General features: G+C 58.3%; 23 protein-coding genes and 1 pseudogene. 6 read left to right on the top strand and 18 right to left on the bottom strand.

Annotated features, from left to right (window positions below):
* Positions 1 to 67 precede the first annotated feature (67 nt).
* The gene (locus tag JKA62_RS14365) at positions 68 to 1,357 is read right to left on the bottom strand and encodes a hypothetical protein (protein ID WP_201818349.1); all 1,290 of its coding nucleotides are present in this window, start codon (positions 1,355 to 1,357) and stop codon (positions 68 to 70) included.
* A gap of 285 nt (positions 1,358 to 1,642) precedes the next feature.
* The gene (locus JKA62_RS14370) at positions 1,643 to 1,909 is read right to left on the bottom strand and encodes a hypothetical protein (protein ID WP_011334006.1); all 267 of its coding nucleotides are present in this window, start codon (positions 1,907 to 1,909) and stop codon (positions 1,643 to 1,645) included.
* 344 nt (positions 1,910 to 2,253) lie between these two features.
* Here JKA62_RS14370 and JKA62_RS14375 point away from each other — a divergent pair, with 344 nt between their 5' ends.
* Positions 2,254 to 3,579, top strand: a complete 1,326-nt coding sequence (locus tag JKA62_RS14375; RefSeq protein WP_201818350.1) for a sigma-54 dependent transcriptional regulator — start codon at positions 2,254 to 2,256, stop codon at positions 3,577 to 3,579.
* 82 nt (positions 3,580 to 3,661) lie between these two features.
* On the opposite strand, the gene JKA62_RS14380 is transcribed toward JKA62_RS14375, so the two are convergent.
* From JKA62_RS14380 to JKA62_RS14420, 9 genes are all read right to left on the bottom strand, one after another.
* On the bottom strand, positions 3,662 to 4,966 hold the full coding sequence (locus JKA62_RS14380; RefSeq protein ID WP_201818351.1) for a hypothetical protein: 1,305 nt from the start codon (positions 4,964 to 4,966) through the stop codon (positions 3,662 to 3,664).
* Positions 4,967 to 5,011: 45 nt separating this feature from the next.
* A complete protein-coding gene (locus tag JKA62_RS14385) occupies positions 5,012 to 5,758 on the bottom strand; it encodes a hypothetical protein (RefSeq protein ID WP_201818352.1) in 747 nt (248 codons plus the stop codon).
* Between the two features lie 43 nt (positions 5,759 to 5,801).
* Positions 5,802 to 6,482 carry a C39 family peptidase gene (locus JKA62_RS14390; protein WP_108561817.1) on the bottom strand — a complete coding sequence of 227 codons (681 nt, stop codon included), beginning with the start codon at positions 6,480 to 6,482 and terminating at the stop codon, positions 5,802 to 5,804.
* 63 nt (positions 6,483 to 6,545) lie between these two features.
* Positions 6,546 to 7,535 carry a hypothetical protein gene (locus JKA62_RS14395; protein WP_011334011.1) on the bottom strand — a complete coding sequence of 330 codons (990 nt, stop codon included), beginning with the start codon at positions 7,533 to 7,535 and terminating at the stop codon, positions 6,546 to 6,548.
* Between the two features lie 71 nt (positions 7,536 to 7,606).
* Positions 7,607 to 8,176, bottom strand: a complete 570-nt coding sequence (locus JKA62_RS14400) for a hypothetical protein (protein ID WP_011334012.1) — start codon at positions 8,174 to 8,176, stop codon at positions 7,607 to 7,609.
* On the bottom strand, positions 8,177 to 8,626 hold the full coding sequence (locus JKA62_RS14405) for a hypothetical protein (protein WP_011334013.1): 450 nt from the start codon (positions 8,624 to 8,626) through the stop codon (positions 8,177 to 8,179).
* A gap of 357 nt (positions 8,627 to 8,983) precedes the next feature.
* Positions 8,984 to 9,508 (bottom strand): AAA family ATPase, encoded by a 525-nt coding sequence (locus JKA62_RS14410; RefSeq protein WP_011334014.1) that lies wholly within the window; start codon positions 9,506 to 9,508, stop codon positions 8,984 to 8,986.
* Entirely contained in the window at positions 9,505 to 10,068 is a 564-nt protein-coding gene (gene pnuC / locus JKA62_RS14415; RefSeq protein ID WP_201818353.1) for a nicotinamide riboside transporter PnuC, read from the bottom strand. Before pnuC ends, JKA62_RS14410 begins: the two co-directional genes overlap by 4 nt.
* 82 nt (positions 10,069 to 10,150) lie before the next feature.
* The gene (locus tag JKA62_RS14420) at positions 10,151 to 11,785 is read right to left on the bottom strand and encodes a methyl-accepting chemotaxis protein (protein ID WP_041475262.1); all 1,635 of its coding nucleotides are present in this window, start codon (positions 11,783 to 11,785) and stop codon (positions 10,151 to 10,153) included.
* Between the two features lie 303 nt (positions 11,786 to 12,088).
* Here JKA62_RS14420 and JKA62_RS14425 point away from each other — a divergent pair, with 303 nt between their 5' ends.
* The gene (locus tag JKA62_RS14425; protein ID WP_011334017.1) at positions 12,089 to 12,919 is read left to right on the top strand and encodes an undecaprenyl-diphosphate phosphatase; all 831 of its coding nucleotides are present in this window, start codon (positions 12,089 to 12,091) and stop codon (positions 12,917 to 12,919) included.
* Positions 12,916 to 13,344 carry a DUF1294 domain-containing protein gene (locus JKA62_RS14430; RefSeq protein ID WP_011334018.1) on the top strand — a complete coding sequence of 143 codons (429 nt, stop codon included), beginning with the start codon at positions 12,916 to 12,918 and terminating at the stop codon, positions 13,342 to 13,344. Before JKA62_RS14425 ends, JKA62_RS14430 begins: the two co-directional genes overlap by 4 nt.
* On the opposite strand, the gene JKA62_RS14435 is transcribed toward JKA62_RS14430, so the two are convergent.
* Positions 13,341 to 13,700 (bottom strand): MmcQ/YjbR family DNA-binding protein, encoded by a 360-nt coding sequence (locus JKA62_RS14435; RefSeq protein WP_011334019.1) that lies wholly within the window; start codon positions 13,698 to 13,700, stop codon positions 13,341 to 13,343. The two genes, JKA62_RS14430 and JKA62_RS14435, sit on opposite strands and share 4 nt — an antisense overlap.
* Positions 13,697 to 14,605 (bottom strand): LysR substrate-binding domain-containing protein, encoded by a 909-nt coding sequence (locus JKA62_RS14440; protein ID WP_011334020.1) that lies wholly within the window; start codon positions 14,603 to 14,605, stop codon positions 13,697 to 13,699. Before JKA62_RS14440 ends, JKA62_RS14435 begins: the two co-directional genes overlap by 4 nt.
* Positions 14,606 to 14,732: 127 nt before the next feature.
* Here JKA62_RS14440 and JKA62_RS14445 point away from each other — a divergent pair, with 127 nt between their 5' ends.
* Both JKA62_RS14445 and JKA62_RS14450 read left to right on the top strand, forming a co-directional pair.
* Complete coding sequence (locus JKA62_RS14445) at positions 14,733 to 15,344, top strand: FMN-dependent NADH-azoreductase (RefSeq protein WP_011334021.1); 612 nt, start codon at positions 14,733 to 14,735, stop codon at positions 15,342 to 15,344.
* A 235-nt stretch (positions 15,345 to 15,579) separates the two neighbouring features.
* Positions 15,580 to 16,617, top strand: a complete 1,038-nt coding sequence (locus JKA62_RS14450; RefSeq protein WP_011334022.1) for an alpha/beta hydrolase family protein — start codon at positions 15,580 to 15,582, stop codon at positions 16,615 to 16,617.
* Between the two features lie 4 nt (positions 16,618 to 16,621).
* Here the strand turns inward: JKA62_RS14450 and JKA62_RS14455 are convergent, their stop codons facing one another.
* From JKA62_RS14455 to JKA62_RS14465, 4 genes and pseudogenes are all read right to left on the bottom strand, one after another.
* Positions 16,622 to 17,809 carry an MFS transporter gene (locus JKA62_RS14455; RefSeq protein ID WP_011334023.1) on the bottom strand — a complete coding sequence of 396 codons (1,188 nt, stop codon included), beginning with the start codon at positions 17,807 to 17,809 and terminating at the stop codon, positions 16,622 to 16,624.
* 144 nt (positions 17,810 to 17,953) lie between these two features.
* Positions 17,954 to 19,540: an ABC-F family ATPase gene (locus JKA62_RS14460; RefSeq protein ID WP_011334024.1), complete on the bottom strand. Its 1,587-nt coding sequence runs from the start codon at positions 19,538 to 19,540 to the stop codon at positions 17,954 to 17,956.
* Between the two features lie 72 nt (positions 19,541 to 19,612).
* Positions 19,613 to 19,771 (bottom strand): annotated as a pseudogene (locus JKA62_RS28935) (site-specific integrase); the annotation flags it as partial.
* A gap of 163 nt (positions 19,772 to 19,934) precedes the next feature.
* On the bottom strand, positions 19,935 to 21,884 hold the full coding sequence (locus JKA62_RS14465) for an acyltransferase family protein (RefSeq protein WP_041475263.1): 1,950 nt from the start codon (positions 21,882 to 21,884) through the stop codon (positions 19,935 to 19,937).
* A gap of 383 nt (positions 21,885 to 22,267) precedes the next feature.
* Between JKA62_RS14465 and lpxO the strand changes: the two genes are divergently transcribed.
* A complete protein-coding gene (lpxO, locus tag JKA62_RS14470) occupies positions 22,268 to 23,167 on the top strand; it encodes a lipid A hydroxylase LpxO (protein WP_011334027.1) in 900 nt (299 codons plus the stop codon).
* A gap of 43 nt (positions 23,168 to 23,210) precedes the next feature.
* Here lpxO and ku read toward each other — a convergent pair whose 3' ends face one another.
* Positions 23,211 to 24,071, bottom strand: a complete 861-nt coding sequence (gene ku, locus JKA62_RS14475) for a non-homologous end joining protein Ku (RefSeq protein ID WP_201818354.1) — start codon at positions 24,069 to 24,071, stop codon at positions 23,211 to 23,213.
* Positions 24,072 to 24,087: the final 16 nt, after the last annotated feature.

The following is a 24,087-nucleotide window of genomic DNA, read 5'->3' on the forward strand; positions in this document are numbered from 1 at the left end:
TCCTTGTATTAAGAAGCGCGCAAGTTGCCGTAAGCCATGGGCAAGATCAAGTGTAGGAAGGTTCGCATCAATGATTCAGATAACGCGCGACTACTGCGCGGTAGTTGCCATCCAGCGAATAACCGCCCACCAGAATCTCGCCCCCCGGCTGGATCGCCAGCGAAGTGGCGGTATCGAGGCTGCGCCCCAGCCGTGTGCGTAACCAGCCATTACCGGAACCGAAGCTTCGATCAAGGCTGCCGTTGGCCAGATAGCGGGCGACGATGAAGTCGGCTTCAACCCCGCCGATGGTCGCGCCGACCGCGAGGGTGCGACCGTCCGGCATCACCTGCGCTGCGCTCCACTGGCAGCCGCTGGGGCCGATTTCCAGAAGATGCGGCTGACCACCGTTGCAGTGCAGGTCTGGGCGGCCGTTGCCATGGACACACAGCGCCATGCATCGAATCGGATCGCGGCTGCTGCCAAAACAATGCAAATGCTCCGCTGATTCGATGACCTGGTTGACCAGGGTGCTGTGCCCCTGGGCCTTGAAGGCCATGAAACCGTCCACCGCAAAACGTTCATCGAGCCGCCCGTCCGGCAGGTAGCGGGCGAGCAGGCCTTCCTGAGGGAAGTCGATGGAACCGGCCACTACGATGCGTCCATCGTCTTGCAACAGCAAGCCACCGAGCCAGGTATTGAGCAGCAAGTGACGGACCATGACGAACCCGCGACCGTTGAAGGACGGGTCGAGGCTGCCATCGGGTTTGAGGCGGATCAGCATGCCGACGTGGTCGGCCAGTTCGAAGTGATGGTTGGCGATCAGCAGGATATGCCCGTCCGGCTGCACCGCGAAATCGCAGGCTTCGGCGCCCGGAACGCCTGGCGGGAGCCAGGCATCGCGGGTGCCCATGGACAGGTCGCCGGGCAGACGGACAATCTGTCGACCGTTGTCACCGAAATCCCGGTCAGTTCGGCCCTGAACATCGAACATCGCCAGGGCGGGCAGGGTGCGATGTTCTGATTCGTAGTGCAGGCCCGCCAGCAGAATCCGCCCGTCGGGCAAGACTTGAACCTTGCCGCCGGTGGCTTCGAAACCGGCAGCGAACCGGCCTATCACGCTGCCTTGAAAGCCGAACCCCAGATCCGCCGAGCCGTCCTCAAGCAGACGGGCCAGACCGAAACAACTGCCTTGAGCAGTGCCCACCTTGGCGGCGACCAAGATCCTGCCCTGCGCGTCGAGCGTCACGCTCTGGATCAGGCTGGACGTACTGCCGGCGAAATAGACCTGCGCAACACCGTTGCTCGAAAAGGTCTTGTCGAGTTGTCCGGCGTTATTCGCAAGCGTCGGCAGCGCTATGGCGATCTGGGATGACATGCATGCTTCTCCTTGCAAGTCGACCGATTTCCGGGAGGCGAAACGGGTAACTGCATGAGCGGAACATTCAATCCCTGAATACGCGCAAGTACAACTGACATAACTAACAGGTGGAGGGTCGCACTGTGCCAGAACAGTGTCTTTTTGAACCAGTCGCAAGCCTGCCAAGCATTCAGGCGCGAAAGTATTGAGGAAAGTTGTACAAAAAGACTGAAGTTGGAAAAAGATTCGCAACTAACAGAAGAGGGCGGATGACTTGAGCGTCATCCGCATTACCCGCAAATATCAGTGTGGCATCGACCAGGATTGCAACGCGTAGCCTTCTTCGCTCAGTTCGGCGCGGGCTTGTTGCAACAGGTGTTCAAGTTGCGCCGGATCGGAGTAGGCGCTGCTTGGGATCTGGGTGCGACCGATGTGGGAGTTGGTGCGGTCGATAACGGTCAGGCTCAGTTCGCCATTGCCGTCTTGTGGGGCCCAGGCGACGCATTGAAAAGGTTCAAATGCGCGGTTGGCAATCAAAAGAGCTTCGTTGATACGGAGCGGGGCGGTCATGGGGTCTTCTCTCTATAGTGCCCAATCAAGTGATGTGCCGTCGGTTGGGCTTACCGTTCGGCGAGTTACTTGTACTGATGCACGCAACCCGCTGACAGGTCACACAGAATCTGAAGAAATTTCGACTTTCTTTCATACACTCAATATTCAGACAGATTTTGAAAGCCTGGCGAAAGAATCAAGTCGATAGCTAACTAATAAAGCGCGTTCTTATAACTGCTTCACTTGCACGCCTATAAGCAATCGATACAAGACGCCGTCAAATTCTTGCTAATGTAACAGTCAGGTTTGCCAAATGACTGTTTTTACGATCATTTCCTAAAATTTGGCGCCAAGGAACAGTCATGAGCGAAGCGCCTGCATTAAGACGTTTATTGGTCGTCGACCCGTGCGACGACTGTCACCGATTGTTGCCGGGTTTACGTGCCGTGGGTTGGGACGTCGACAGTTGCAGCCTGGAAAATGCCGCCGACCGAAGCTGCGATGTCGGCCTGTTGCGATTACAGCCTTTTCACCTGGAACGTCCCGAAGCCGTCAAAGAGCTGATCAGCCGCAGTGGCACCGAGTGGATCGCCGTGCTGAATCAGGAAGTGCTGCGCTTGCAGAACGTCGGCGATTTCGTTTGCGAGTGGTTTTTCGATTTCCATACCTTGCCGTTCGACGTGTCGCGGGTGCAGGTCACCCTCGGAAGGGCGTTCGGCATGGCGCGGTTGCGCGGTCAGGGCACAATTCACGTCGATCAGCCGGAACATGAACTGCTGGGCGACAGCAAACCGATCCGCGAGCTGCGCAAGTTGCTGAGTAAACTGGCCCCCACCGAGTCGCCGGTTTTGATCCGCGGCGAAAGCGGTACCGGCAAGGAACTGGTCGCCCGCACCCTGCACCGGCAGTCGCAACGCCACAGCAAACCGTTTGTGGCGATCAACTGCGGTGCGATTCCCGAGCATTTGATCCAGTCCGAATTGTTCGGCCATGAGAAAGGTGCGTTTACCGGCGCTCATCAACGCAAGGTCGGGCGTATCGAAGCAGCCAATGGCGGCACTTTGTTTCTCGATGAAATCGGTGATCTGCCGTTGGAGCTGCAAGCCAATCTGTTGCGTTTTCTCCAGGAAAAACACATTGAACGGGTCGGCGGCAGTCAACCGATTCCGGTGGATGTGCGGGTATTGGCGGCGACTCACGTCGATCTTGAGGCCGCGATCGCGAAAAAGCGCTTCCGCGAGGACTTGTACTACCGTCTTAACGTCCTGCAGGTGGTAACCGCGCCGTTACGCGAGCGCCACGGCGATCTGTCGATGCTGGCCAACCACTTTTCCCATTTCTACAGCCATGAAACCGGCCGTCGTCCGCGCAGCTTCAGTGAAGACGCGCTGATCGCCATGGGCAAACACGACTGGCCGGGCAATGTCCGCGAACTGGCCAACCGGGTGCGTCGAGGCCTGGTGCTGGCCGAAGGGCGGCAAATCGAAGCGCGTGACCTGGGGCTGATCAGCCAGCAGTCGATCGCGGCACCGATGGGCACCCTGGAAGACTACAAGACCCGCGCCGAACGCCAGGCGTTGTGCGATGTGTTGAACCGGCACAGCGACAATCTCAGCGTTGCCGCCAAAGTGCTGGGGGTTTCCCGACCGACTTTCTATCGTTTGCTGCACAAGCACCAGATCCGCTAGGGCGCGGCGCTTTCTGAGTCCAGGAAGCTGAAAAGGCCCGCTGCGATGCAAGTCGCAGCGGGCCTTTTCATGCTGTTGCGGTTTAGAAGTAATACGGGAATTTCAGGCTGAAGGAGAAGTCCGGGGCATCGTCCGTCATGCCGATGGACAGGTTGGGCACAATGGTCAGGTTGTCGGTGGCCGCGATGGTCATGCCGACGTTGAAGTAACCGGCGTTGGCGTCGCTGGACACCACCGATTCCCAATCCCCGCCATCCTGTTTCAGCTTGCTCTTGCGTTGTACCAGGTCAGACACTGAGAACGACATACTCATCTTCTCGTTCAGTGCGAAGGCAACGCCCGCACCAATCTGGAAGCTGTCGCCGATGCGAACCTTGCCCGGGTTTTTCTGGTTGACGGTCGAACTGATGTCGTCGAACGACTCCTCGAAGTTATGGGTGTAGGACAAACTGCCGAACAACACGGCAGGGTCAAACGTCTTGACCAGCGAGATGCCCGGGGTGATCGACCATACGCCGTTGCCGGTAGGCAAGGTGTCAGGCACGAACAGGTTCGAGTTGGCATCGGTCTGGCGCAGCTTGATCCCGAACGGGTCCTTGCCGGTTGGCGCCTTGACCCGCAAGGAAACCACGGCATCCGGAGTGTTGACCGACTCGTCCAGGAACTTATACGCAATGCCGAAGTTGACGTCGCCGAGAGTCGGGTCGCGGCTGACGTCCTGTTCGGTGGTGACGTTGGATGCACCGCCGTTGCCGCCGCCGGACTGATAGGTCGATTCGCGATACACGACCGGCACGTTCAGGTCGAATTGCCAGCGGTTGTCGAAGTTATAGCGGCCCGTCAGGTCCAGCGTCCAGGTATCGGCCTTGATCCGGTCGAGGTTGATGTTGCCCAGAAAAATCGAGTCCAGGGCGAGGAAACCGTTGAGGATCAGTTGGCGGGTGTCGTAGCGCGAATAGGTCACGCCGGTTTCAAAGCTGAACTTGCCGCCGCCAAAGAAGCCGCTGGCTTCGTCATACAGGTTGGACACGCTCTGTGCCGGTTGCGAATCGTCGGCCAGCGACTGGCCATAGGATGCACCGCTGCCCCCGGCGGCGCCCCCCGACGCTGCTGCAGCCCCGGTCCCTGCAGCCACCCGGTTGCCTTTCATGTCCGAAGGCGATTTGGCCAGGCGTTTTGGGGGTGGTGAGGCGGGCTGTTCTTCAACCTGGCGGACCCGTTGTTCGAGCACCGCCAGGGCTTTCTGTTGTACTTCGTATCGTTGCTTCAGCTCCAGAAGTTCCTGTCTCAGGGCTTCTACGTCGGCGTCGGGTGCTGCTTGCAGCATCGCCGCGGGTAGAAGAGTACTCAAACATACAGCAGCACGCAGTGATACTGATCGATACATGAATAAGCCGTCCCTTTAAGCCCAATGATCGAGACTCAGCGTAGTTCAATATCCGATATTGCGTAGCGCCCCGAGTTGAGTCAGGTTGCAGTCCAGTGCGCCGGCACTTCTGCCGTTATTGTTCAGGACAACGTTGAGTTGTGTCAGGTTGTTGACTACGTTTGCGTTACCGAGCAAGCGGGTGTTTTGCAGCAGTCCGCCCTGGGCGACCTGTTGCAAGGCGGTACCCTGATTGCCGGAGGCCTGAATGGCCATTTGTACACCGCCGCCTGTGGCCGAAACCGCGACGCTGCCGGCGCCGTTGCTGCCGGTAATGGTCTGGCCGGCCATCAAGGCCTGGCCCTGTGCGGGCATCAGTGCGGGTGCCTGACTGGCTTCTTTGACGTTGATCGCAACGTTGTTGTAGGCGGCGTTGCCATCGCCAGCGGCGCGCACACTCTGCGTTACGCCCTGGCTGGAGTTGAGTCCCGCTCCACCAATGACCGCGCCAGTGCCCAGTTCCGGGGTACTGCCGTTGCCGTGTTCCTTGATGGTCGAGACGTAGAATTCAGGTTTTACCGAAGCGGCCTGCAATTGCATGGTGGCCGATGCCCCGATCAGATCTCCACTGGCATTGCGCCAGGTACTGCTCATGACGACACCGAAGCTGATGATCCGGCCCGGCATGACATAGCGACCGCGTAGCTCGGCGAGCTCCTGGTCCTTGATTTCGATGGGTTTGAATCCTGCATTGGCATAGCCTGACGCGCTCGCTGCCAGGCAGGCGGCGGCCAGCCAGTATGAGGTTTTCATCTGCTGCTCCCGGGACATCCAGCCCCACTCTTGTAATCGGCGATTAAAAGAAGTCGCTCTGTATGAACCCGAAGTCCATCAATTCAGCATCTTTGACCGGGTTGAATCCATCCAGCTTGTTTTTGGCCGTCAGCGGTGTCGGAGGACTGCGTAATGCATTGGTCTTGTCGTATCCGGGGCCGACGATGGCAAAGACAATGCCGTTCCAACCTTTGACAAAGTCATCATGGGAGTAGCGTTTGTGTCCTAAAACCGGGTCTCCGATGTAAACCCAATCCTTGTCCGCCCGCTGCATCACCACGAAATGCTTGTAGCCGCGAATTTCCATCAGTACCACCACCGGGATCGTGACTGCGTCGAGTTTTTCTCGGGGAATCTTGTAGCCCCTGGCGCGCATGCCGATGCTTTCTATGTAGCGCTTCATGTCCAGCATGGAGAAACCTTGAGTACGGACAAGGTCCTGGTCAGCGTTGACCAGCATGCCTTTGATGATGTGCTCTTCATCGACGTCGAGCCAATAGGCCTGGCGCAATACCGTCGCCAGTGCGGCGGCGCCGCAGCTGAAGTCGGTTTTCTGTTCGACGATGTCGGCAAACTTGCGCTCACGGATGCTTTGCACGTTCTTGTAGACAAGCGTGCCGCCCGGCAAGGCAGCAACGGGCATCTGGGCAGCTTGGGTCAGGCCACAGAAGCAAAGCAGAGCGAGAAGGGCAGTCTTACGCATGATCGATACGCCTTTGCGGACTGAGGAAAAGCCCCGTTTCCGGGGCTTTCGTTTCGATCGCGATTACATGCAGGCTTTGCAACCTGCGGCGATGGACAGCGAGTTGCTTTGTTGGTTGCCAACACCAGCGGCGTTGTTGTAACCAGCGTTACCCGAGAAGTTGTTACCAACATTGGAGATGGAAGCGTTGTTGGTCACAGGGTTTTTCCAGCCATCAGGGGTCATCACTTGTTGAGTGGTCACACCTGCCAGGCCGAATACGCCCACTGCTTCGAATTTGGCTTTTTGATCTTTGTCGCCACCATGGCCTCTGTCGTTATTGCCATATCCGCCATGACCGTGATCGTCGTCTTCGATTTTTGCAGTGCCCTTCGCGTAGAACGCGCCAGCCCCGGCGAAAGTACCGGTGAGGGTATCTTTTTTGTAGGTTTGAGTGCCGTTGTTGGCCACAGTCAGGCCAGTGGAGCTTTGGTTCGCAGCAGCAGCAGCGTTAGCTACACGACCACCCGATACAGCAATTGCCAGGTTGTTTTTCTGTTGGTTGAAGTTGCCGGCACTGTTGTTCACGCCAATGTTGCCGGAACCGCCGTTACCCACGTTGTTGAGGTTGGCGTTGTTGGTGGTGGAGTAGTTTGCAACAGCGTTGTTGTTGTTGACCTGAGTTGCGCTGGAAACAGACACCGCAGAGCCGAAGATGAAGCTTTCGTCGGCAGTGGCCAGAGCGGCGGCGTTGTCTTGCTGGTTGCCATCGCCGGCGGTGTTGTTCATGCCAACGTTGCCGTTGGTGCCATTGGCAGAGTTGTTGACGTTGGCATCATTTTTGGTGCCTTGGTTGCCAACCAGGTTGCCATCGCTGTTTTGAGTGTCGAGCACTGCAGCGCCGGCGCCAGCGCCGATTTGCAGCAGTTGTTCCAGGGTTGGGCCTTTTGGTTCATGGTTGCCATGCCCGTTACCATGACCGTGATTATCATCACGACCGCCTGCCTGTGCTGCGATTGCCATCACTGCTGCGAGTGCGAAAACCAGTGGTTTGAGGGCCATTGTAGGTTTCATGGTGTTTCTCCGTCGTGCTTATTAGTTGGTTAAGTGTTGGTACTTTCTAATTGCACTGCTTCTTGTTTGGGTCAGTCAGCGACCCGGATGCTCAGGGTGTTAGCCATTCGGTTCCCCACCCCGGCACTCTGGTTCACCTGGATTACCCCGCGACTGCCGGTGAAGGCCTGATCACTCGTCGTGACCTGGCGACTGCCGGGGGTGCCAGTTGCTCCTGAGCTCGGTAACAACGCCACGTTCTGTTGGGAAAGGGCGCTATCGTCAACGCTCTGCGGGGCAGCACTGATGCTGACGCGCGTCACGTTGGCCATCTGGTTGTTGGCCCCGGCACCCTGGTTCACGCCCAGGATCCCGTTGCCGTTAGTGAAAGAGTTGCCGCCGATGTTGGCGCTGGCATTGCCCGTACGGTCGGCGGGCGTATTGATGTGCTGAATGACACTGGTGGTCGCGCTGGCACTGGTGCCGATGGCGATCGCTTTGGTGTTGGTTTGTTGCATCTGGTCGCCGGCCGCCTGGTTGACGTTGTAGTTGCCGCGGTACTGGATGCCGGTTTCCTGAATGTTCGCGTTGTTCACGGAACTCGGGTCAGCCATTGCGCTGGTGCAGCCGAGGAGGGCGAGCAGGAGCAGAGAGTGGTTCATTTATTGGCCTCCAGCCATGCGAGTCAGAGGGGCAAGACCGGAGCTCATGGCACGGTTGACGGTATTGGAGATCGAGCCACCGGCACCGCCGCCGTGACCGCCTCCCATACCAGGCAAGCCATTCGGATTGGTCACAGTGTTCATGCCGGGGATGTTCGAAGTCGGGGTGGTGATACTTCCGCGAATCGAGGATCCGCTGGCTACACTGGCAAATTCACCGTCATTGAGTTCGGTGCTGGTCATCGCTTGATCGATGCGGCCCGAAGGATTGGCATTGACGGTGGTGGGGTACGGGTCTTTGCCGCCGCTTCGGCCGATCGGGATCGGCTGGACATCACGATTGAGTACGATCACGCCATTGCCTTCGGCCTGAACGTTGAAACTGAGGAAAGTGCTGGCAGCTGATCCGATCAGCAGAAGGCAGGTGAAGGCTTTATTGATATTCCCCACGACGGCAATTCCTTCTTCAGTGGGCTGAGCCTGTTCAGCGTTGTGAAGGAGAGAGCGAAAGCTGTGCCGCTTTTGAAATATCTTTAAATTTCAATGCGTTGGGTTTGACGAGTGCAGGCCTGATACAAAAGCTGTTTCATCGTTGAAACAAGTCATTGTCTTCGCAACCCCTTAATGCCATTGCAAAGCTCTGGAACAAGGGTTTGCGCGCAGGTGTTTCAGTTGCGTAACAAGTCGCATGACAAAGGGATGAAGGGCGCTGAGACGGGCACTTTGCACCCGCAGGAGTGTTTCAGGAACGGACACTTTTGCCCCAATACAGGGGGCTACGGCGGGGCAAACGCCCCGAAAACCCGGTCAGTCCGCGAGCAGGGCGCGCACCGCGTCGAAGGCTTGCTGATGGCGTTCGAGCCAGTTGCCCTGAATGATCTGCAAGGGTTGGTGATGGGTTTCCAGCCAGGTCCGGGTGGCCTGATAGAACGCGAGCCGTTCACTGAAATCGGGCTGGCAGCGCTGACCATCGTCCGTCCACTCGATCTGTTCGGGGGAGAGCAGCAGGTGCAGGTCGTAATGCCGCGCCAGCAACTCGGTTTCCAGCCAGGGCGGGCAGTCGCCGAACAGCGTCTGGCTCCACAGGATATTGCTCAGCAGATGCGTATCGAGAATCAGCAGCCGCGGCTGCTGCGCACGTGCCGCGTCTTCCCATTGCAACTGGCCGCGAGCGATCTCGGGAATATCGGCCAAGCAGGTATCCCGAGGGTACTGCTCGATAAACCAGCGCACGTATTCATCCACCCGCAAGCCGCCGAACTGCTGTTGAATCCCGGCCGCCAGCCAGCTCTTGCCCGTGGACTCGGGGCCGGTCAGGACAATCACTTTCATCGTTGCAACGCCGGGTCGGCACGCCATTCGCGCCAGCCTTGCACCGCGATCAGGGTGAACAGGGCATACAGCGCCGCTGTGAGGTACAGCCCTTTATAGAGGAACAGACCGACGAAGATCACATCCAGCACGAACCACAACGCCCAGCATTGCAGACGTTTGTGGGCCATCCAGAACTGCGCAACCAGACTGAAACCGGTCAGCGCGGCGTCGAGCCAAGGTTGTGCAGCGTCGGTCCAATGGGCCATCGCAGCGCCCAGCAGTAGACTGCCGACAGTGCCGATGGCCAGTCCCTGCACAATCGAGCGACTGTTGAGCCGGCTGACTTCGCGCCCGTCATGCATCGTCCCGGCCCGCGTCCATTGCCACCAGCCATAGATTTGCAGCCCGGCATAAACCACCTGAAGCAGCATGTCCGAATACAGCTTCACCTCGAAGAACACCCAGGTGTAGAGCGACACCATGACCAGCCCGATCGGCCAGCACCACGGATTCTGTTTGACCGTGAGCCACACGGCGATCACGCCGAGGGCGGCGGCAAACAGTTCTAGCCCGGACATGCAGGATCCTTGGGGGGAATAAAAGAGGGAGCGGATTGTACCGAAAAAGAGGTGGGAAACGAGTTCCCACCTGTTGAAGGGATCAGACTCGGAACTGGCGCAGCAGCCCGTTCAGTTGTTCGCTGAGCTGGCCGAGTTTCACGCTGGCCACGCTCGACTGCTCGGCCGCCAGCGCGGTGCTGTGGGACAGGCCCGCGGCCTGGGTGACGTTCTGGTTGATGTCTTCGACCACGTGCGCCTGTTGCAGCGTTGCGCTGGCAATCGAGGCGTTCAGACCATTGAGGTTGCGCAGGGCCTGGCCGATCGCATTCAGGCTCGCACTGGCCAGGCCGGCCTGTTCGATGGTCAGTTGCGAAGCCTTGCTGCTGTCGCCGATCACCTTCACGGCGGCTTCGGAATGATTTTGCAGGCTTTCGATCATCGTCTGGATTTCCGCCGTGGACTTCTGCGTGCGCTGAGCCAGCAAACGTACTTCGTCAGCAACCACCGCAAAACCGCGACCCTGTTCGCCAGCGCGAGCCGCTTCAATCGCGGCGTTGAGGGCCAGCAGGTTGGTCTGCTCGGCAATCGAGCGGATCACTTCCAGCACGCTGCCGATCTGCGTGCTTTCGGTCGCCAGCGTGCGGATGACCTCGACGGCCTGATCGATGGTGCCGGAGAGCTTGTCGATCTGTTGCAGGCTGCCGTCGATGTTGATCTGGCCCTGTTGCGCCTGGGCTTCGGCATCACGCATTTCGCTGGCAGCGTGTTCGGCGTTTTTCGCCACGTCCTGCACGCCGTAGGTCACTTCGTTGACGGCAGTGGCCACCAGCTCCATCTGCTGTGACTGCTGCTGGCTGCGTTGCTGCGCTTGCGCCGCGTCGTTGCCCAGTTCGCTGGACGATTGGCCCAAAGCGCTGGCGGACACCTGCAAGTCACCGATCACCCGGCGCAGCTTGGCGGTGAAGGCGTTGAAGTGATGGGCCAGCTGAGTGACTTCGTCCTGGCCGTGGGTATCGAGACTACGGGTCAGGTCGCTTTCGCCGCTGGCGATGTTGGCCATGGCGTTCACGGTTTCTTGCAACGGACGGACGATGCTGCGGGCAATCAGAATCACCAGCAACGCCATGATCACCGCGATGACCAGACCTACCACCGACGCCTTGATCACCTGGCCCTGGAACTCGGCCTGCACGTCATCGACGTAAACGCCGGAACCGATCACCCAGCCCCAAGGCTCGAACAATTTCACGTAAGAGGTCTTGGCCACCGGTTCACTGGCACCGGGCTTGGGCCAGCGATAGTCGACCATGCCGGCGCCCTTGGCCTTGGCGATGGCGACCATTTCATTGAACACCGCGAAACCGTCCGGGTCGCGGATCGCCGAGAGGTTCTGGCCTTCGAGCTTGGGATTGGTCGGGTGCATGACCATCACGGGCGTGAGGTCGTTGATCCAGAAATAGTCATTCTGGTCATAGCGCAGGCCACGGATCGCGGTCAGCGCCTGTTTCTGTGCCACATCGCGGGTCAGGGTTCCTGCGGCTTCGAGGCCTTGGTAGTAAGTCAGCAAACCGCTGGCGGTCTGCACCACATGCTGGGTTTTCTGGGCCTTGGCGTGGTAGAGGTCATCATGGATCTGCTTGAGCATCAACACGCCCAACGTCAACAGCATGACCACGGCCACAATCAAGATGAGCCACAAGCGTCGGCTGATCGACACACTGCGCAAGCTGTTCATAACGCTGTCACTCCGGATTCTTTTTCTTGTAATAAACCACCGCCAGCATCCAACCACGTTTCGGTGACCGGGCATACGCGACCCAAGTCGTAGAACGCGGCAGCGCTATTACGGCTTGTCTGTTAGGATTTCGGCCCCGCGCGTGAAAACCTGAATCGAAATTGATTTTTCACGGAATTTTGACTGTTTCGTGTGGATTCTGTGCGCGCGGAATCGGTACAGCTTTAACCAGCTACGCTGAACGCAGTGAACGTAAAAAATACTATCGGGGCATGCCTCTGTGCATCGCTCTCTGGGGGATTGATGGATCTTTGGACGGCCTTGCAGGCACTGATTCTAGGAGTTGTAGAGGGGCTGACGGAGTTTTTGCCCATTTCCAGTACCGGACACCAGATCATTGTTGCCGACTTGCTCGATTTCGGAGGCGAGCGGGCCATGGCGTTCAACATCATCATCCAGCTCGGCGCGATTCTCGCGGTGGTCTGGGAATTCCGCCGCAAGATCCTCGACGTGGTCATTGGCCTGCCGACCCAGCCGAGTGCGCGACGTTTCACCGCCAACCTGCTGATCGCCTTCCTGCCCGCCGTGGTGCTTGGCGTGATCTTCGCCGACCTGATTCACCATTACCTGTTCAACCCGATCACTGTGGCCGCCGCGCTGGTGGTGGGCGGCATCGTGATGTTGTGGGCCGAACAGCGTCAGCATGAAGTGCACGCCGAAACGGTTGACGAGATCCGCTGGACGGATGCACTGAAGATCGGTTTCGCCCAGTGTCTGGCGATGATCCCCGGCACTTCGCGCTCCGGCTCGACCATCATCGGCGGCCTGTTGTTCGGCCTGTCGCGCAAGACCGCCACCGAGTTCTCATTCTTCCTGGCGATGCCGACCATGGTCGGTGCGGCGGTGTATTCGGGCTACAAGTATCGCGACCTGTTCGTACCGGCAGACTTCCCGGTGTTTGCCATCGGTTTCGTCACGGCGTTCATCTTCGCGATGATCGCGGTGCGCGGCCTGCTCAAGTTCATCGGCAGCCACAGCTATGCGGCGTTTGCCTGGTACCGGATCGTTTTCGGTCTGGTGATTCTGGCGACCTGGCAGTTCGGCTGGGTCGACTGGACGGCCGCTCAGCCATGAGTGACTCCCGCGCACGTCGCCCGGATCGTGGTCGTTCCGGTGGCAATATCCAGCACTTGAAATTGAAGCTGGCGGTGCTGCTGATCGTCTGCGCGTTGCCGTTGTCCGGCTCGTTTTCGATGTGGCTGCGCGGGATTTCCCTGGTACCGCTGACGGCTTACGGGCTGGTCAGCGTGCTGGCGTTTTTCCTGTACTGGGCGGACAAGCGCAAGGCGCGGGCCGACGCCTGGCGCACACCGGAAAACATCCTGCACGCGGTGGAACTGGCGGGAGGCTGGCCGGGTGCGTTGATCGCCCAGCAGGTCTTCCGGCACAAGACGCGCAAGGTGTCGTTTCAGGTGCTGTTCTGGATGATCGTGGCGTTGCACCAGGTGTTCTGGATCGATCAGTTGTTCCTTGGTTCGAACCTGCTGGCGCTGTTCTAGAGCAACAGCCCGACCTGCACGCGCTTGGGCAGCTTGCTCACCACCAGTTGATGGGAACGCTGCAGCAAGCCTTGCAATTCCTCGGCGCCCAGCGGGTAGGGCGGGTGCATGATGACCCACTGCGCACGGGCCAGATACGGCGCCGGGTGAATGCCCGGCCGGTCGCAATGACCGATAAACAGATCCTTGTCGACCTTGAACGCCAGCGAATCACCACGCAATCCCTGCAAGGCGAACATCTTGTTGCCGGCAATCGAAAACACCCGCACGCCACCCCATTTGTAGTCTTCCCGGGCGCCGGGCAGGGCCAGGCAGAAGTCCGCGACATCCTGCTCGCTCATCTTTCCTTGTTTCATAGCAGCCGTTCTCCACAGGCATTGAACGATTCGACCAGATGATCGATCCACGCGCGCACCGCCGGCATCACCCCGCGCCGATGCGGATACACCGCTTGCAGCCAGCCACCGGGCAGTGACCAGTCCGGCAACAATTGCACCAGCGTGCCGTTGTTCAGTTCCGTTTCGCAATACATCATCGGCAACAGAGTGAAACCCTGGCCGGCCAGCACACACGCCTTGCGCACGATGAAATCGTCGATCCCCAGCCGGGCTTCCAGTGCCAGATCACAACTCTTGCCGTGCTGATCGAGCAGGCGCACATGCACCATGCGATCGGCTTCCAGAGCGCCCAGCACCGGCAGGTTTTTCAAGTCCTGCGGATGATTGATTTCCAGACCCTGGACAAAGGAAGGGCTTGCGACCACCACCATCTGCGCCTGACGCAGGCGGCGGGTCACCAGCATCGGTTCTTCATCACCGTGTTCGCGCACGCGTAGCGCCACGTCGATGCCTTCGGTAATCAGATCGACCCGGCGATTGATCAGGGTGACTTCCAGTTGCACCTGGGGGTATTTGCCAAGGAAATTGCTGATCACCACCGGCAGCATTTCATGAGCCAGCCCCGTCGGGCTTGAAACCCGCAAGCGTCCACGGGGCTCGCTGGACATGCTGGCCACCGTCTCGTCGGCCATTTCCGCTTCCAGCAGCATTGCCTGACAGTGACGCAAATAGCGTTCGCCGACCGCCGTCAGCTTCAGTTGTCGAGTGGTGCGTTGCAGCAAACGTGCGCCGAGGCGCTCTTCCAGCTCGGCGATGCGCCGCGAAAGGCGTGACTTGGGTATGCCGAGCAAGCGGCCGGCTGCGGCGAATCCGCCGGCCTCCACCACTTTGGCGAAATAGTAGAGATCGTTGAGGTCTTGCATGGAGAAATCCGACTGTTCTATCAGTGGGACAAACTATCGCATTGTTGCCGTCTAATCAGCTATTGGTTTCGTCGGTAGGATTGTCTCCATTCCGTCGCCACCGGCGATTCATTCCAGGAGATTCCACATGAAACTGCTGCACATCGATTCGAGCATTCTGGGCGACAACTCCGCTTCCCGTCAGCTGAGCAGTCAAGTCACTAAAGCCTGGCAAGCTGCCGAGCCAAGCGCTGTCGTGACCTACCGCGATCTGGCTGCTGATGCCATCAGCCACTTCTCGTCGACCACCCTGGTGGCCGCCGGCACCACCGCTGAACTGCGCAACGCCGCACAACAGCACGAAGCCGAACTGAGCGCCACCACCCTGGCCGAATTCATCACCGCTGACGCTATCGTCGTCGCTGCCCCGATGTACAACTTCACCGTGCCGACCCAGCTCAAAGCCTGGATCGACCGCATTGCCGTCGCCGGCCAGACCTTCCGTTACACCGAAGCCGGTCCTGAAGGCCTGTGCGGTGGCAAGAAAGTCGTGATCGTCTCCACCGCTGGCGGCATCCACGCCGGTCAAGCTTCGGGCGTGGCGCACGAAGACTACCTGAAACTGGTCTTCGGCTTCCTCGGCATCACCGACATCGAAGTCGTGCGTGCCGAAGGCCTGGCCTACGGCGAAGAAGTGCGCAACAACGCGATGAGCGCTGCTCAGGCGAAGATCAGCGAGCAACTGTTCGCCGCCGCGTAAGGCTTGCGTAAAGAACAGCTCCTGTTCAGGTAAACCCAAAAAAACTCTGTATTCTGGTTACGCAAGGGCCAGATACGGAGTTTTTTGTTTCTGACTGTTACATAATCTGGCCCGGGTTATGCAGTCCGATGATCAACGTCTGAGTGCAACGCCGCGCCGGATCAGCGAACCTCGGAATCTCGGGCGTCGAACACAACGGATCTTTCGATTGAGTAACAACAGGGTGGGGCATCCCATGATGCGTCTTTGTGCAGCGTTACTGATTTGCCTGCTCGGCAGCCTGAATTCAGTGCACGCTGCACCCGGGCAGCACCCGCGCTGGAGCGTCGGCTACCACGAGATGACGTTCCTCGACCCGCTCGACCTGCAACCGATGCGTGCCATCGCGTTCTATCCCTCCAGCGACCGCGAACACCTGAGCCTGCTCGAAGGCTATTCGGTCGAGGCCGGCGAAGACACCAAAGTCGCCATCGGCCGTTTCCCGATGCTGATGCTGTCCCACGGCAACACCGGCACGCCACTGGCGCTGCACGACCTGGCCACGTCATTGGCACGCAAGGGCTTTGTGGTGGTGGCGGTGATTCATCCCGGCGACAACTCCAAGGATCACAGTCGCCTCGGCACGTTGAGCAATCTTTATGGCCGGCCGATCCAGATTTCCGAAGCCATTACCGCGACGTTGGGCGACCGCATGCTCGCGCCTTATGTGAACGCCGAACAGGTGGGCGTGATCGGCTATTCGGCGGGTGGTGAAACGGCGTTGATTCTGTCCGGTGCACAGCCGGATCTGGATCGCCTGCGCCGTTACTGCCAGGAGCGCCCGGACGACCGCGACGCCTGCAACACCCAGGGTGAGTTGATTGTCGACCGCGACGATCTGCAACCGGTGGCCGATCCGCGTGTACATGCGTTGCTGCTAATGGCGCCGCTGAGCCTCAAGTTTGGTCGTCACACCCTGGCCGATGTGCATGTGCCGGTACTGCTCTACAGCGGCGACGGCGACAAACTGGTGGCCTTCGACAAAAACGCCGCCGCTCTGGCGCGCAAACTGCCAACGGCACCGGATTTCAAATTGCTGGCTGGGGCAGGGCACTTTGTGTTCATGGCGCCATGCAATGAAGAGCAGATTCGTGCGATGCCGGCCCTGTGCACTGATGCCGATGGCGTGGACCGCGAAGACATTCACCGCAACCTGATATCCGAGGCCGGGCGGTTTTTCTCCCATGCCTTGGGCCGGCCGACCCGCGCGGGGATGCAGACGGCGGATCAGTGAGCGTTTACGCCATCGCCCGGCGCTTGAGCAGCAAGGTCAATCCCAGTCCGGTCACGGACAGCAGCGCCGCACTGAAGAAAATCCACGAATAACCCAGATTCAGCGCCACCGCGCCCATCAACGGCCCGGCAATCGCCAGCGCCAGATCGAAAAACACCGCATAGGCACTCAGCCCGGCGCCGCGACTGGAGTTGGGCACTTGCTTGATCGCCTCGACGCCCAGCGCCGGGTACACCAGTGACAGACCGAAGCCGGCCAGACCGGCGCCAATCAAGGCATACGCGGTCGAGGGCGCCAGCCACAGCATGACCAGGCCGACGGTTTCGATGATCATGCAGGCAATTGCCGAGGTGAACCCGCCAAAACGCCCGATGGCGGAAATGAACAGCAGCCGCGACAGAATGAAACACACGCCGAACACCGTCAGGCAGTACGCCGCACCGGTCCAGCCGCGATTGAGGTAATACAGGGTGATGAAGGTGGTCAGCGTGCCGTAGCCAATCGAGGCCAGGCTAAGGCTGGCGCCGAATGGCGCGAACCGCCCGAACACCGCCCAGAACGGCAGCCGTTCACCGCGCACCACCGGAACCGACGGCTTGTTGCGGATCAGCAGCAAGGCGCCGGCCGCGAGCAGTGACAAGGCGATGCCGAGGCTCTCGAAACCATAGTCGGCCACCATCACCACGCCCAGCGGCGCGCCGATGGCAATAGCGCCATAGGACGCGATGCCGTTCCACGAAATCGAGCGCGCGGTGTGTTCGGCACCGACCTGGCCCATGCACCAACTGATGGTGCCGACGCCGATCAGGCCCTGGGCGATCCCCAGCAGCAGGCGACCGACAATCAGGATCGACAGGCTCAACAACGGCAGGCTCTGCAGCAACGTCGAAACCAGCGTCAGCACACCGCTGAGCACAATCCCCGACAAGCCATACACAATCGCCCGTTTGGTGCCGATGGTGTCCGACATGCGGCCGGCCATTGGCCGGCTGAGCAGGGTGGCCAGGTATTGCGAACCGATCACCAGCCCCGCGATCACGGCACTGAACCCCAATTGTTCGTGCACGTAGCCGGGCAGCACCGCAATCGGCAGGCCGATGCAGAGGAAGGCAATAAAGGTATAGAAAACGATGGAGACGATCTGCAGGGTGATCGCCATGGAGCTTTGCGGTGGCAGTTGCTGCGCAGACATGAGGACTCGTTCGCGGGCGGCGGTGGGAGAGTCCGCATCATGGCTTGGCGCCAAACTAAAAGAAAGCAGGCTAACGATCTTTTCCTCAACGCAAAAAAAGCCCCGTCACAAGGACAGGGCTTTCTGTTTACCGCTCGATTCGACTCAGAACACTACGCCTTGGCTGCGCAGGTAATCGTCGTAGGTGCCGCTGAAGTCGGTCACGCCATTCGGGCTCAGCTCGATGATGCGCGTGGCCAGGGACGATACGAACTCACGGTCGTGGCTGACGAAGATCAGCGTGCCCGGGTAGTTTTCCAGCGCCAGGTTCAGCGCCTCGATCGATTCCATGTCCAGGTGGTTGGTCGGTTCGTCCATCACCAGCACGTTCGGCTTTTGCAGGATCAGCTTGCCGAACAGCATGCGACCTTGCTCACCACCGGAAATCACCTTCACCGACTTGAGGATCTCGTCGTTGGAGAACAGCATGCGACCGAGGGTGCCACGGATCACTTGTTCGCCTTGAGTCCACTGACCCATCCAGTCGAACAGGCTGACGTCCTCTTCGAAGTCGTGGGCATGGTCCTGAGCGTAGTAGCCCAGCTCCGCGCTTTCGGTCCACTTCACCGAGCCTGTGTCCGGGGTCAGTTCGCCCATCAGGGTGCGCAGCAGGGTGGTCTTGCCGATACCGTTCGGGCCGATGATCGCCACGCGCTCGCCGGCTTCAACGGTAAAGCTGAAGTTCTTGAACAGAGTCTTGCCGTCGAAGCCCTTGGACATCTGCTCGATGGTCACGGCCTGGCGGTGCAGCTTCTTGGTCTGTTCGAAACGGATGAACGGGCTCACGCGGCTCGATGGCTTGACCTCGGCCAGCTGGATCTTGTCGATCTGCTTGGCGCGGGAAGTGGCCTGCTTGGCTTTCGAGGCGTTGGCCGAGAAGCGGCTGACGAACGTTTGCAGTTCGGCAATCTGGGCTTTCTTCTTGGCGTTGTCCGACAGCAGTTGCTCGCGGGACTGGGTCGCCGCGGTCATGTACTCGTCGTAGTTGCCCGGGAACAGACGCAGCTCGCCGTAGTCCAGGTCGGCCATGTGGGTGCAGACGCTGTTGAGGAAGTGACGGTCGTGGGAAATGATGATCATGGTGCTGTTACGCGCCGTCAAAATCGTTTCCAGCCAGCGGATGGTGTTGATGTCCAGGTGGTTGGTCGGTTCGTCGAGCAGCAGCACTTCCGGATCGGAGAACAGTGCCTGAGCCAACAGAACACGCAGTTTCCAGCCTGGCGCGACTTCGGTCATCGGACCGAAATGCTGTTCCAGCGGAATGCCCAGACCCAGCAGCAGTTCACCGGCGCGGGATTCGGCGGTGTAGCCGTCCATCTCGGCGAACTCGGTTTCCAGCTCGGCCACGGCCATGCCGTCTTCTTCGCTCATTTCCGGCAGCGAGTAGATGCGGTCGCGCTCGGCCTTGACCTTCCACAGCTCTTCGTGACCCATGATCACGGTGTCGATCACGGTGAATTCTTCGTAGGCGAACTGATCCTGGCGCAGTTTACCCAGGCGTACGTTCGGCTCCAGCATGACCTGGCCACCGGACGGCTCGAGGTCGCCGCCGAGGATTTTCATGAAGGTCGACTTGCCGCAACCGTTGGCGCCGATCAGGCCATAGCGGTTGCCGCCGTTGAATTTGACCGAAACGTTTTCAAACAGCGGCTTGGCGCCGAACTGCATGGTGATGTTGGCTGTGGAGATCAATTACTTTACCTATCAATGGGTTGCAGGCTTCAGGATTGGCGATGAGGCCACTCCTGAGGCAATTTTGAGCTTTTACATCTCTCCCTGATCGCCGCTGGAGCTGAGCTGGCGGGCATAGGTGGAGAGCAGCATCTGGACGTTTCGTCCAAGCTGTTGGGCAATAAAGGCGGGATTTATGCCGGACATTGCGCATAGTGTCGCATAAGTAGGACGGCAGTTGTATGACGGACGATCACCAGACTCCGGACATTTTGTCAGTGGCCCGCCGACCATGCCCCCGCCAGCCTGTGTTCTCTCGCCTGCCCAACGGTGAGGAGCACTGTCGCACATGCCGATAGCGCCAGAGTCCGGTCGGGTCGGGCAAGTCGCAATGACTTGCTCAATGTCCCTCCAGTCAATAAGCATTCGTCGTGCGCAGCCCGGTTTTTATCCGGATATCTTCGAGGATTTTTTTGGAGGCGAGCAAGGAGCCGTCGATCGAGAGATGAGCGCTGTCTGAATACAGAATCTTCCCACCCAGAACGGTGCTGCACGTGCCCGTCATGCAGAAAGTATCCAGAGTATCGACATAGAATGTCCGACTGTGGGTTTCAGCAAACTTCTTGAGCACCTGATTGATTTTGTAGGCTGACGATTGCTCCATTTTGAACTCGAGGAACTTTTCACAACCCTGAGGTAAATATCGTGGCCGGAGCAAACAGGTAACCGTTGGCGACGTACCTGGCGGGATAGGTTGGCTGCCCACCAGGATGAAGTCTCGATCGCCTATGTCGTTTCTGGTTCTTGAAAGCATATCTTCGATAACGGCGAAATAGTCTTTCCCGGGCGTTACTGCGTTCTTGCCTGTGTGATCTGCCACCAGTAGGGAATAGGCTGGCCAACCTTCTGCAAATATGAAAGGCAGCGTGTTGCCGTTCAGAAGCTCAAGAACTTTTGAATAGGTGGCCCGGCAGTCCTGTCGGGGTACGCCGTCGAGAAGGCGAGTGTATTCATTGGAAAGAACACAGCCATGGATGTATTGCGCTTGAATGGATTTCCCGCTGTTCTTCAACTCTCTGTCAAAGCCACTCGCATACTGGTGGGCGAAACTGTCTCCGGCCATGATTGCAATTCTCTCCCCCGACGCGTCGCCGAGTATTGGTGAGAGCGTGTAGCCTGTGCCGCCGTAATTGTTGATGTGGAAGTTTTTTGGATCCTTTGTAAAGGATAGATATTTTGCGTCTACGCGATTAACCCAGCCGCCTGTTTGTATGACTGACAGGGCACCGGCTGCTGTCACTGCAACAGATGCCGCTAATGCACCATATACGACAGGCTTTCGAAAACTGTATTTACCCATGAAGATGCGCTCTACGGAATGGTAGAGCACAGCTCCCATTACGATTGACAACGATAGCAGTGCGAGCTTTTCTTGAGTGTTGAGTTCTCTGAAAACATAATATTTGTAGAACACCAGCAGCGGCCAATGCACCAGATATACAGAGTAGGAAATCAGACCAAGATAAGTAATGGGTTTGAGTGTGGTGAGCACCGCTGCAATTTTTGCTCGACCTGCATATATGCATGCAGCTGCGCCCATACATGGCAATAAAGCTCTCAATCCCGGGAATGGCGAGGATGAGTCAAGAATAAAGGCAGCGCCAAAAACGAGAGCAAGCCCCATCACATAAGTCAGTGCTTCCAGGGCTGGTTTGAGCCTTTGTTGAAAAACAAAGGCCAGCATTCCGCCCAACGAAAGTTCGAATATTCGAAAGGGCATCATGTAATAAGCAGCGGATGCATTAACCGACAGCATCGCTTGTGAGGCGACAAGAGACAAAATTGTCAGTGCTGACAGGGCCACCAATCTGGATGTTTCAGGGATTTTTACCAGAAAGCAAATGACGACCGGCCATACTGCATAGAATTGCCATTCTGTAGCTAGCGACCATGTATGTAGCAGTGGCTGAGTGTTCGCCGCCGCGTCGAAATAGCCTTGATTCTGCCAGAAATATATATTGGAGAACGACAGAAGGGTGGGAACTGATGATTTCGCCAACTCAATCAATGAGGCTGGATCCATCAAGATAAATCCCGCTCCCAGACTGAGAGCGACTGTTGCAATCAGTGCGGGGTGCAGGCGTCGTAGCCTGCGACTGTAAAAATCTACAAACGAAAACCGGTTCTGCTCGATCGCGCAGCGAATCACCTCGGTTATCAAAAAGCCCGAGATAACAAAAAACACATCCACACCGATAAAGCCACCTGGCACCCCCAAGCCAAAGTGGAAAAGCAGAACAAGAAATACGGCAATTGCGCGCAGTCCATCGATGTCTGGGCGATAGCTGAGATTATTGCTTTGCATGAGTTCCTTTCACTTGGGGGCTTGGTCAGCATGGATTTTCGAGCGCGCAATCATACAAGCCAAGCACTCCTCATGCATAAAAAAACCAGAAAGGAACATCGCCGGACAACACGCGCAGTCGTGCCGCCAGCGCATTCAGGCCTCGCGCTTGCATCGGCGCGGTTGCCCGGTGGCGCTATCGCGAGACAGTTTTTCACAGATGAAGGTTCACTATTGGTTACAAACTGTGGCTAAAATGCCATCCATTCACCCAATGCCTTGTCCGGCATGGGCTCAAGGATGCGCCACCGGGACGTTTTTTTGATTTCAGACCACTGCCACAGACCTTGGGCCACAGCCCGAAAGGCGCGCAGTTTGTTCACTTCTGACGTGTGACGATTTCCGTGAAACTCATCATTGCCGCTGTATATGTCATTTCCATTGCATACGTTCACCTGCGCGGTCGCGTGCGCCACAAGCTCGGTCGTCAACTGAGCGACCACTCTTCGTTCCTGGCACCGATCAACTGCTTCCTTTATCTGTTCTCCAAAAAGCCCAACACGCCGTACTTGGACCCGAAGGACTTCCCAGAGCTGAGCACGTTGCAGGCCCACTGGGAAGAAATCCGTGAGGAAGGCCGCAACCTCCTGCGCGCTGGCGAGATCAAGCGCTCGAATCAGTACGACGATGTCGGTTTCAACTCGTTCTTCAAGACCGGCTGGAAGCGTTTCTACCTGAAGTGGTACGGCGACAGCCACCCGTCGGCGCTGCAACTGTGCCCACGCACCACTGAACTGGTGCAGAGCATCGGCTCGATCAAGGCTGCGATGTTCGCCGAGCTGCCGCCGGGTTCGAAACTGGTGCGTCACCGCGACCCGTACGCTGGTTCCTATCGCTATCATCTGGGCCTGGAAACGCCGAACGACGCCGGTTGCTACATCAATGTGGATGGTGAGAACTATCACTGGCGTGATGGTGAGGCGGTGATGTTCGACGAGACGTTCATTCACTACGCGGAAAACACCACCGACCAGAACCGCATCATCCTGTTCTGTGACGTCGAGCGCCCGATGAAATATCGCTGGGCAGCGGCATTCAACGGCTGGTTCAGCCGTACCGTGATGTCGGCGGCCGGTGCACCGAACGACGCAGGTGACCGTACCGGTGGCATCAACCGCTTGTTTACCAAGATCTACAAGATTCGCCTGCGTGGCAAAGAGCTGAAAAAGCGCAATCGCAAACTCTACTACATGGAGAAGTGGGCGATCTTCGGCGGTCTGCTGGCGGTCTTCATTCTCATCTGACGAATTGGGCGACTGTTGCAGGACAGTCGCCCGATTTTCATTTTCACGAGGCCTTTTTGGTCTTCTTCGCCGCTGGGGTCTTGCTGGTAGTCTTCTTCGCCGGTTTCGCCGGGGCTTTCCCGCCGAGGCTGCGCTTGAGCAGTTCGGTGAGGTCGATAACATCGGCAGTTTTGCGCTCTTCTTCACCGGAAACTGTCTCAACGTCTTCGATCTTGCCTTCATGGGCCTTTTTGTTCACCAGCGCCATGATCTTGTTTTCGAACTCGTCGTTGTAGTCCTCGGGCGTCCAGTCCGCCGTCATGTCTTCCACCAGTCGTTTGGCCATGTCCAGTTCACCCTTGGCCAGTTGCGGCTTGGTCACTTCGCTGCCCAGTGCCAGTTCATCGAGGCTGCGCACTTCCTGCGGCCAGCGCAGTTTCACCAGCACCAGCGCCGACTCCAGGGGCATCAACGCCGCCAGATACTGACGCGTGTGTAAAACCACGCGGGCGAGGGCGACTTTCTGGGTTTTGCTCAGGGTCTCACGCAGCAAGGCGTAGACCTTGCCGCCGCGCTTGTCCGGGGCCAGGTAATAGGGTGTATCGATGTTCTGCAGCGGGATCTGTTCGCTGTCGACGAAGGCGAAGATGTCGATGGTCTGGGTCGAAACCGGGTGCGCCGAACGGATCTCTTCCTCGCTGAGCACCACGTAGCGGCCTTTTTCGAACTGCACGCCTTTGACGATGTGCTCTTTGGTGACTTCCTTGCCGGTGACCTTGTTGACCCGTTTATAGCCGACCGGGTCCATGCTGCGGCTGTCGAGCCAGTCGAAGTCGACGCCCTGGGACGAGGTCGCCGAGACCAGCGCCACGGGGATGTGCACCAGACCGAAACTGATTGCGCCTTTCCAGATTGCCCGAGCCATGGTGCTGTTCTCCGAG

Origin of the sequence: Pseudomonas sp. B7 (assembly GCF_016735645.1) — a bacterium.
Classification (GTDB): domain Bacteria; phylum Pseudomonadota; class Gammaproteobacteria; order Pseudomonadales; family Pseudomonadaceae; genus Aquipseudomonas; species Aquipseudomonas glycinae.

Excerpts from the sequence above, each read along its gene's own strand:
- JKA62_RS14395 (WP_011334011.1), bottom strand. The coding sequence starts at position 7,535 with ATGAAACCTACAATGGCCCTCAAACCACTGGTTTTCGCACTCGCAGCA.
- JKA62_RS14435 (WP_011334019.1), bottom strand. The coding sequence starts at position 13,700 with ATGAAACAAGGAAAGATGAGCGAGCAGGATGTCGCGGACTTCTGCCTG.
- JKA62_RS14370 (WP_011334006.1), bottom strand. The coding sequence starts at position 1,909 with ATGACCGCCCCGCTCCGTATCAACGAAGCTCTTTTGATTGCCAACCGC.
- JKA62_RS14420 (WP_041475262.1), bottom strand. The coding sequence starts at position 11,785 with ATGAACAGCTTGCGCAGTGTGTCGATCAGCCGACGCTTGTGGCTCATC.
- JKA62_RS14390 (WP_108561817.1), bottom strand. The coding sequence starts at position 6,482 with ATGCGTAAGACTGCCCTTCTCGCTCTGCTTTGCTTCTGTGGCCTGACC.
- JKA62_RS14380 (WP_201818351.1), bottom strand. The coding sequence starts at position 4,966 with ATGTATCGATCAGTATCACTGCGTGCTGCTGTATGTTTGAGTACTCTT.
- JKA62_RS14465 (WP_041475263.1), bottom strand. The coding sequence starts at position 21,884 with ATGCAAAGCAATAATCTCAGCTATCGCCCAGACATCGATGGACTGCGC.
- ku (WP_201818354.1), bottom strand. The coding sequence starts at position 24,071 with ATGGCTCGGGCAATCTGGAAAGGCGCAATCAGTTTCGGTCTGGTGCAC.
- JKA62_RS14365 (WP_201818349.1), bottom strand. The coding sequence starts at position 1,357 with ATGTCATCCCAGATCGCCATAGCGCTGCCGACGCTTGCGAATAACGCC.
- JKA62_RS14440 (WP_011334020.1), bottom strand. The coding sequence starts at position 14,605 with ATGCAAGACCTCAACGATCTCTACTATTTCGCCAAAGTGGTGGAGGCC.
- JKA62_RS14425 (WP_011334017.1), top strand. The coding sequence starts at position 12,089 with ATGGATCTTTGGACGGCCTTGCAGGCACTGATTCTAGGAGTTGTAGAG.
- JKA62_RS14410 (WP_011334014.1), bottom strand. The coding sequence starts at position 9,508 with ATGAAAGTGATTGTCCTGACCGGCCCCGAGTCCACGGGCAAGAGCTGG.
- pnuC (WP_201818353.1), bottom strand. The coding sequence starts at position 10,068 with ATGTCCGGGCTAGAACTGTTTGCCGCCGCCCTCGGCGTGATCGCCGTG.
- JKA62_RS14375 (WP_201818350.1), top strand. The coding sequence starts at position 2,254 with ATGAGCGAAGCGCCTGCATTAAGACGTTTATTGGTCGTCGACCCGTGC.
- JKA62_RS14385 (WP_201818352.1), bottom strand. The coding sequence starts at position 5,758 with ATGAAAACCTCATACTGGCTGGCCGCCGCCTGCCTGGCAGCGAGCGCG.
- JKA62_RS14455 (WP_011334023.1), bottom strand. The coding sequence starts at position 17,809 with ATGTCTGCGCAGCAACTGCCACCGCAAAGCTCCATGGCGATCACCCTG.
- JKA62_RS14450 (WP_011334022.1), top strand. The coding sequence starts at position 15,580 with ATGATGCGTCTTTGTGCAGCGTTACTGATTTGCCTGCTCGGCAGCCTG.
- JKA62_RS14430 (WP_011334018.1), top strand. The coding sequence starts at position 12,916 with ATGAGTGACTCCCGCGCACGTCGCCCGGATCGTGGTCGTTCCGGTGGC.
- JKA62_RS14400 (WP_011334012.1), bottom strand. The coding sequence starts at position 8,176 with ATGAACCACTCTCTGCTCCTGCTCGCCCTCCTCGGCTGCACCAGCGCA.
- JKA62_RS14445 (WP_011334021.1), top strand. The coding sequence starts at position 14,733 with ATGAAACTGCTGCACATCGATTCGAGCATTCTGGGCGACAACTCCGCT.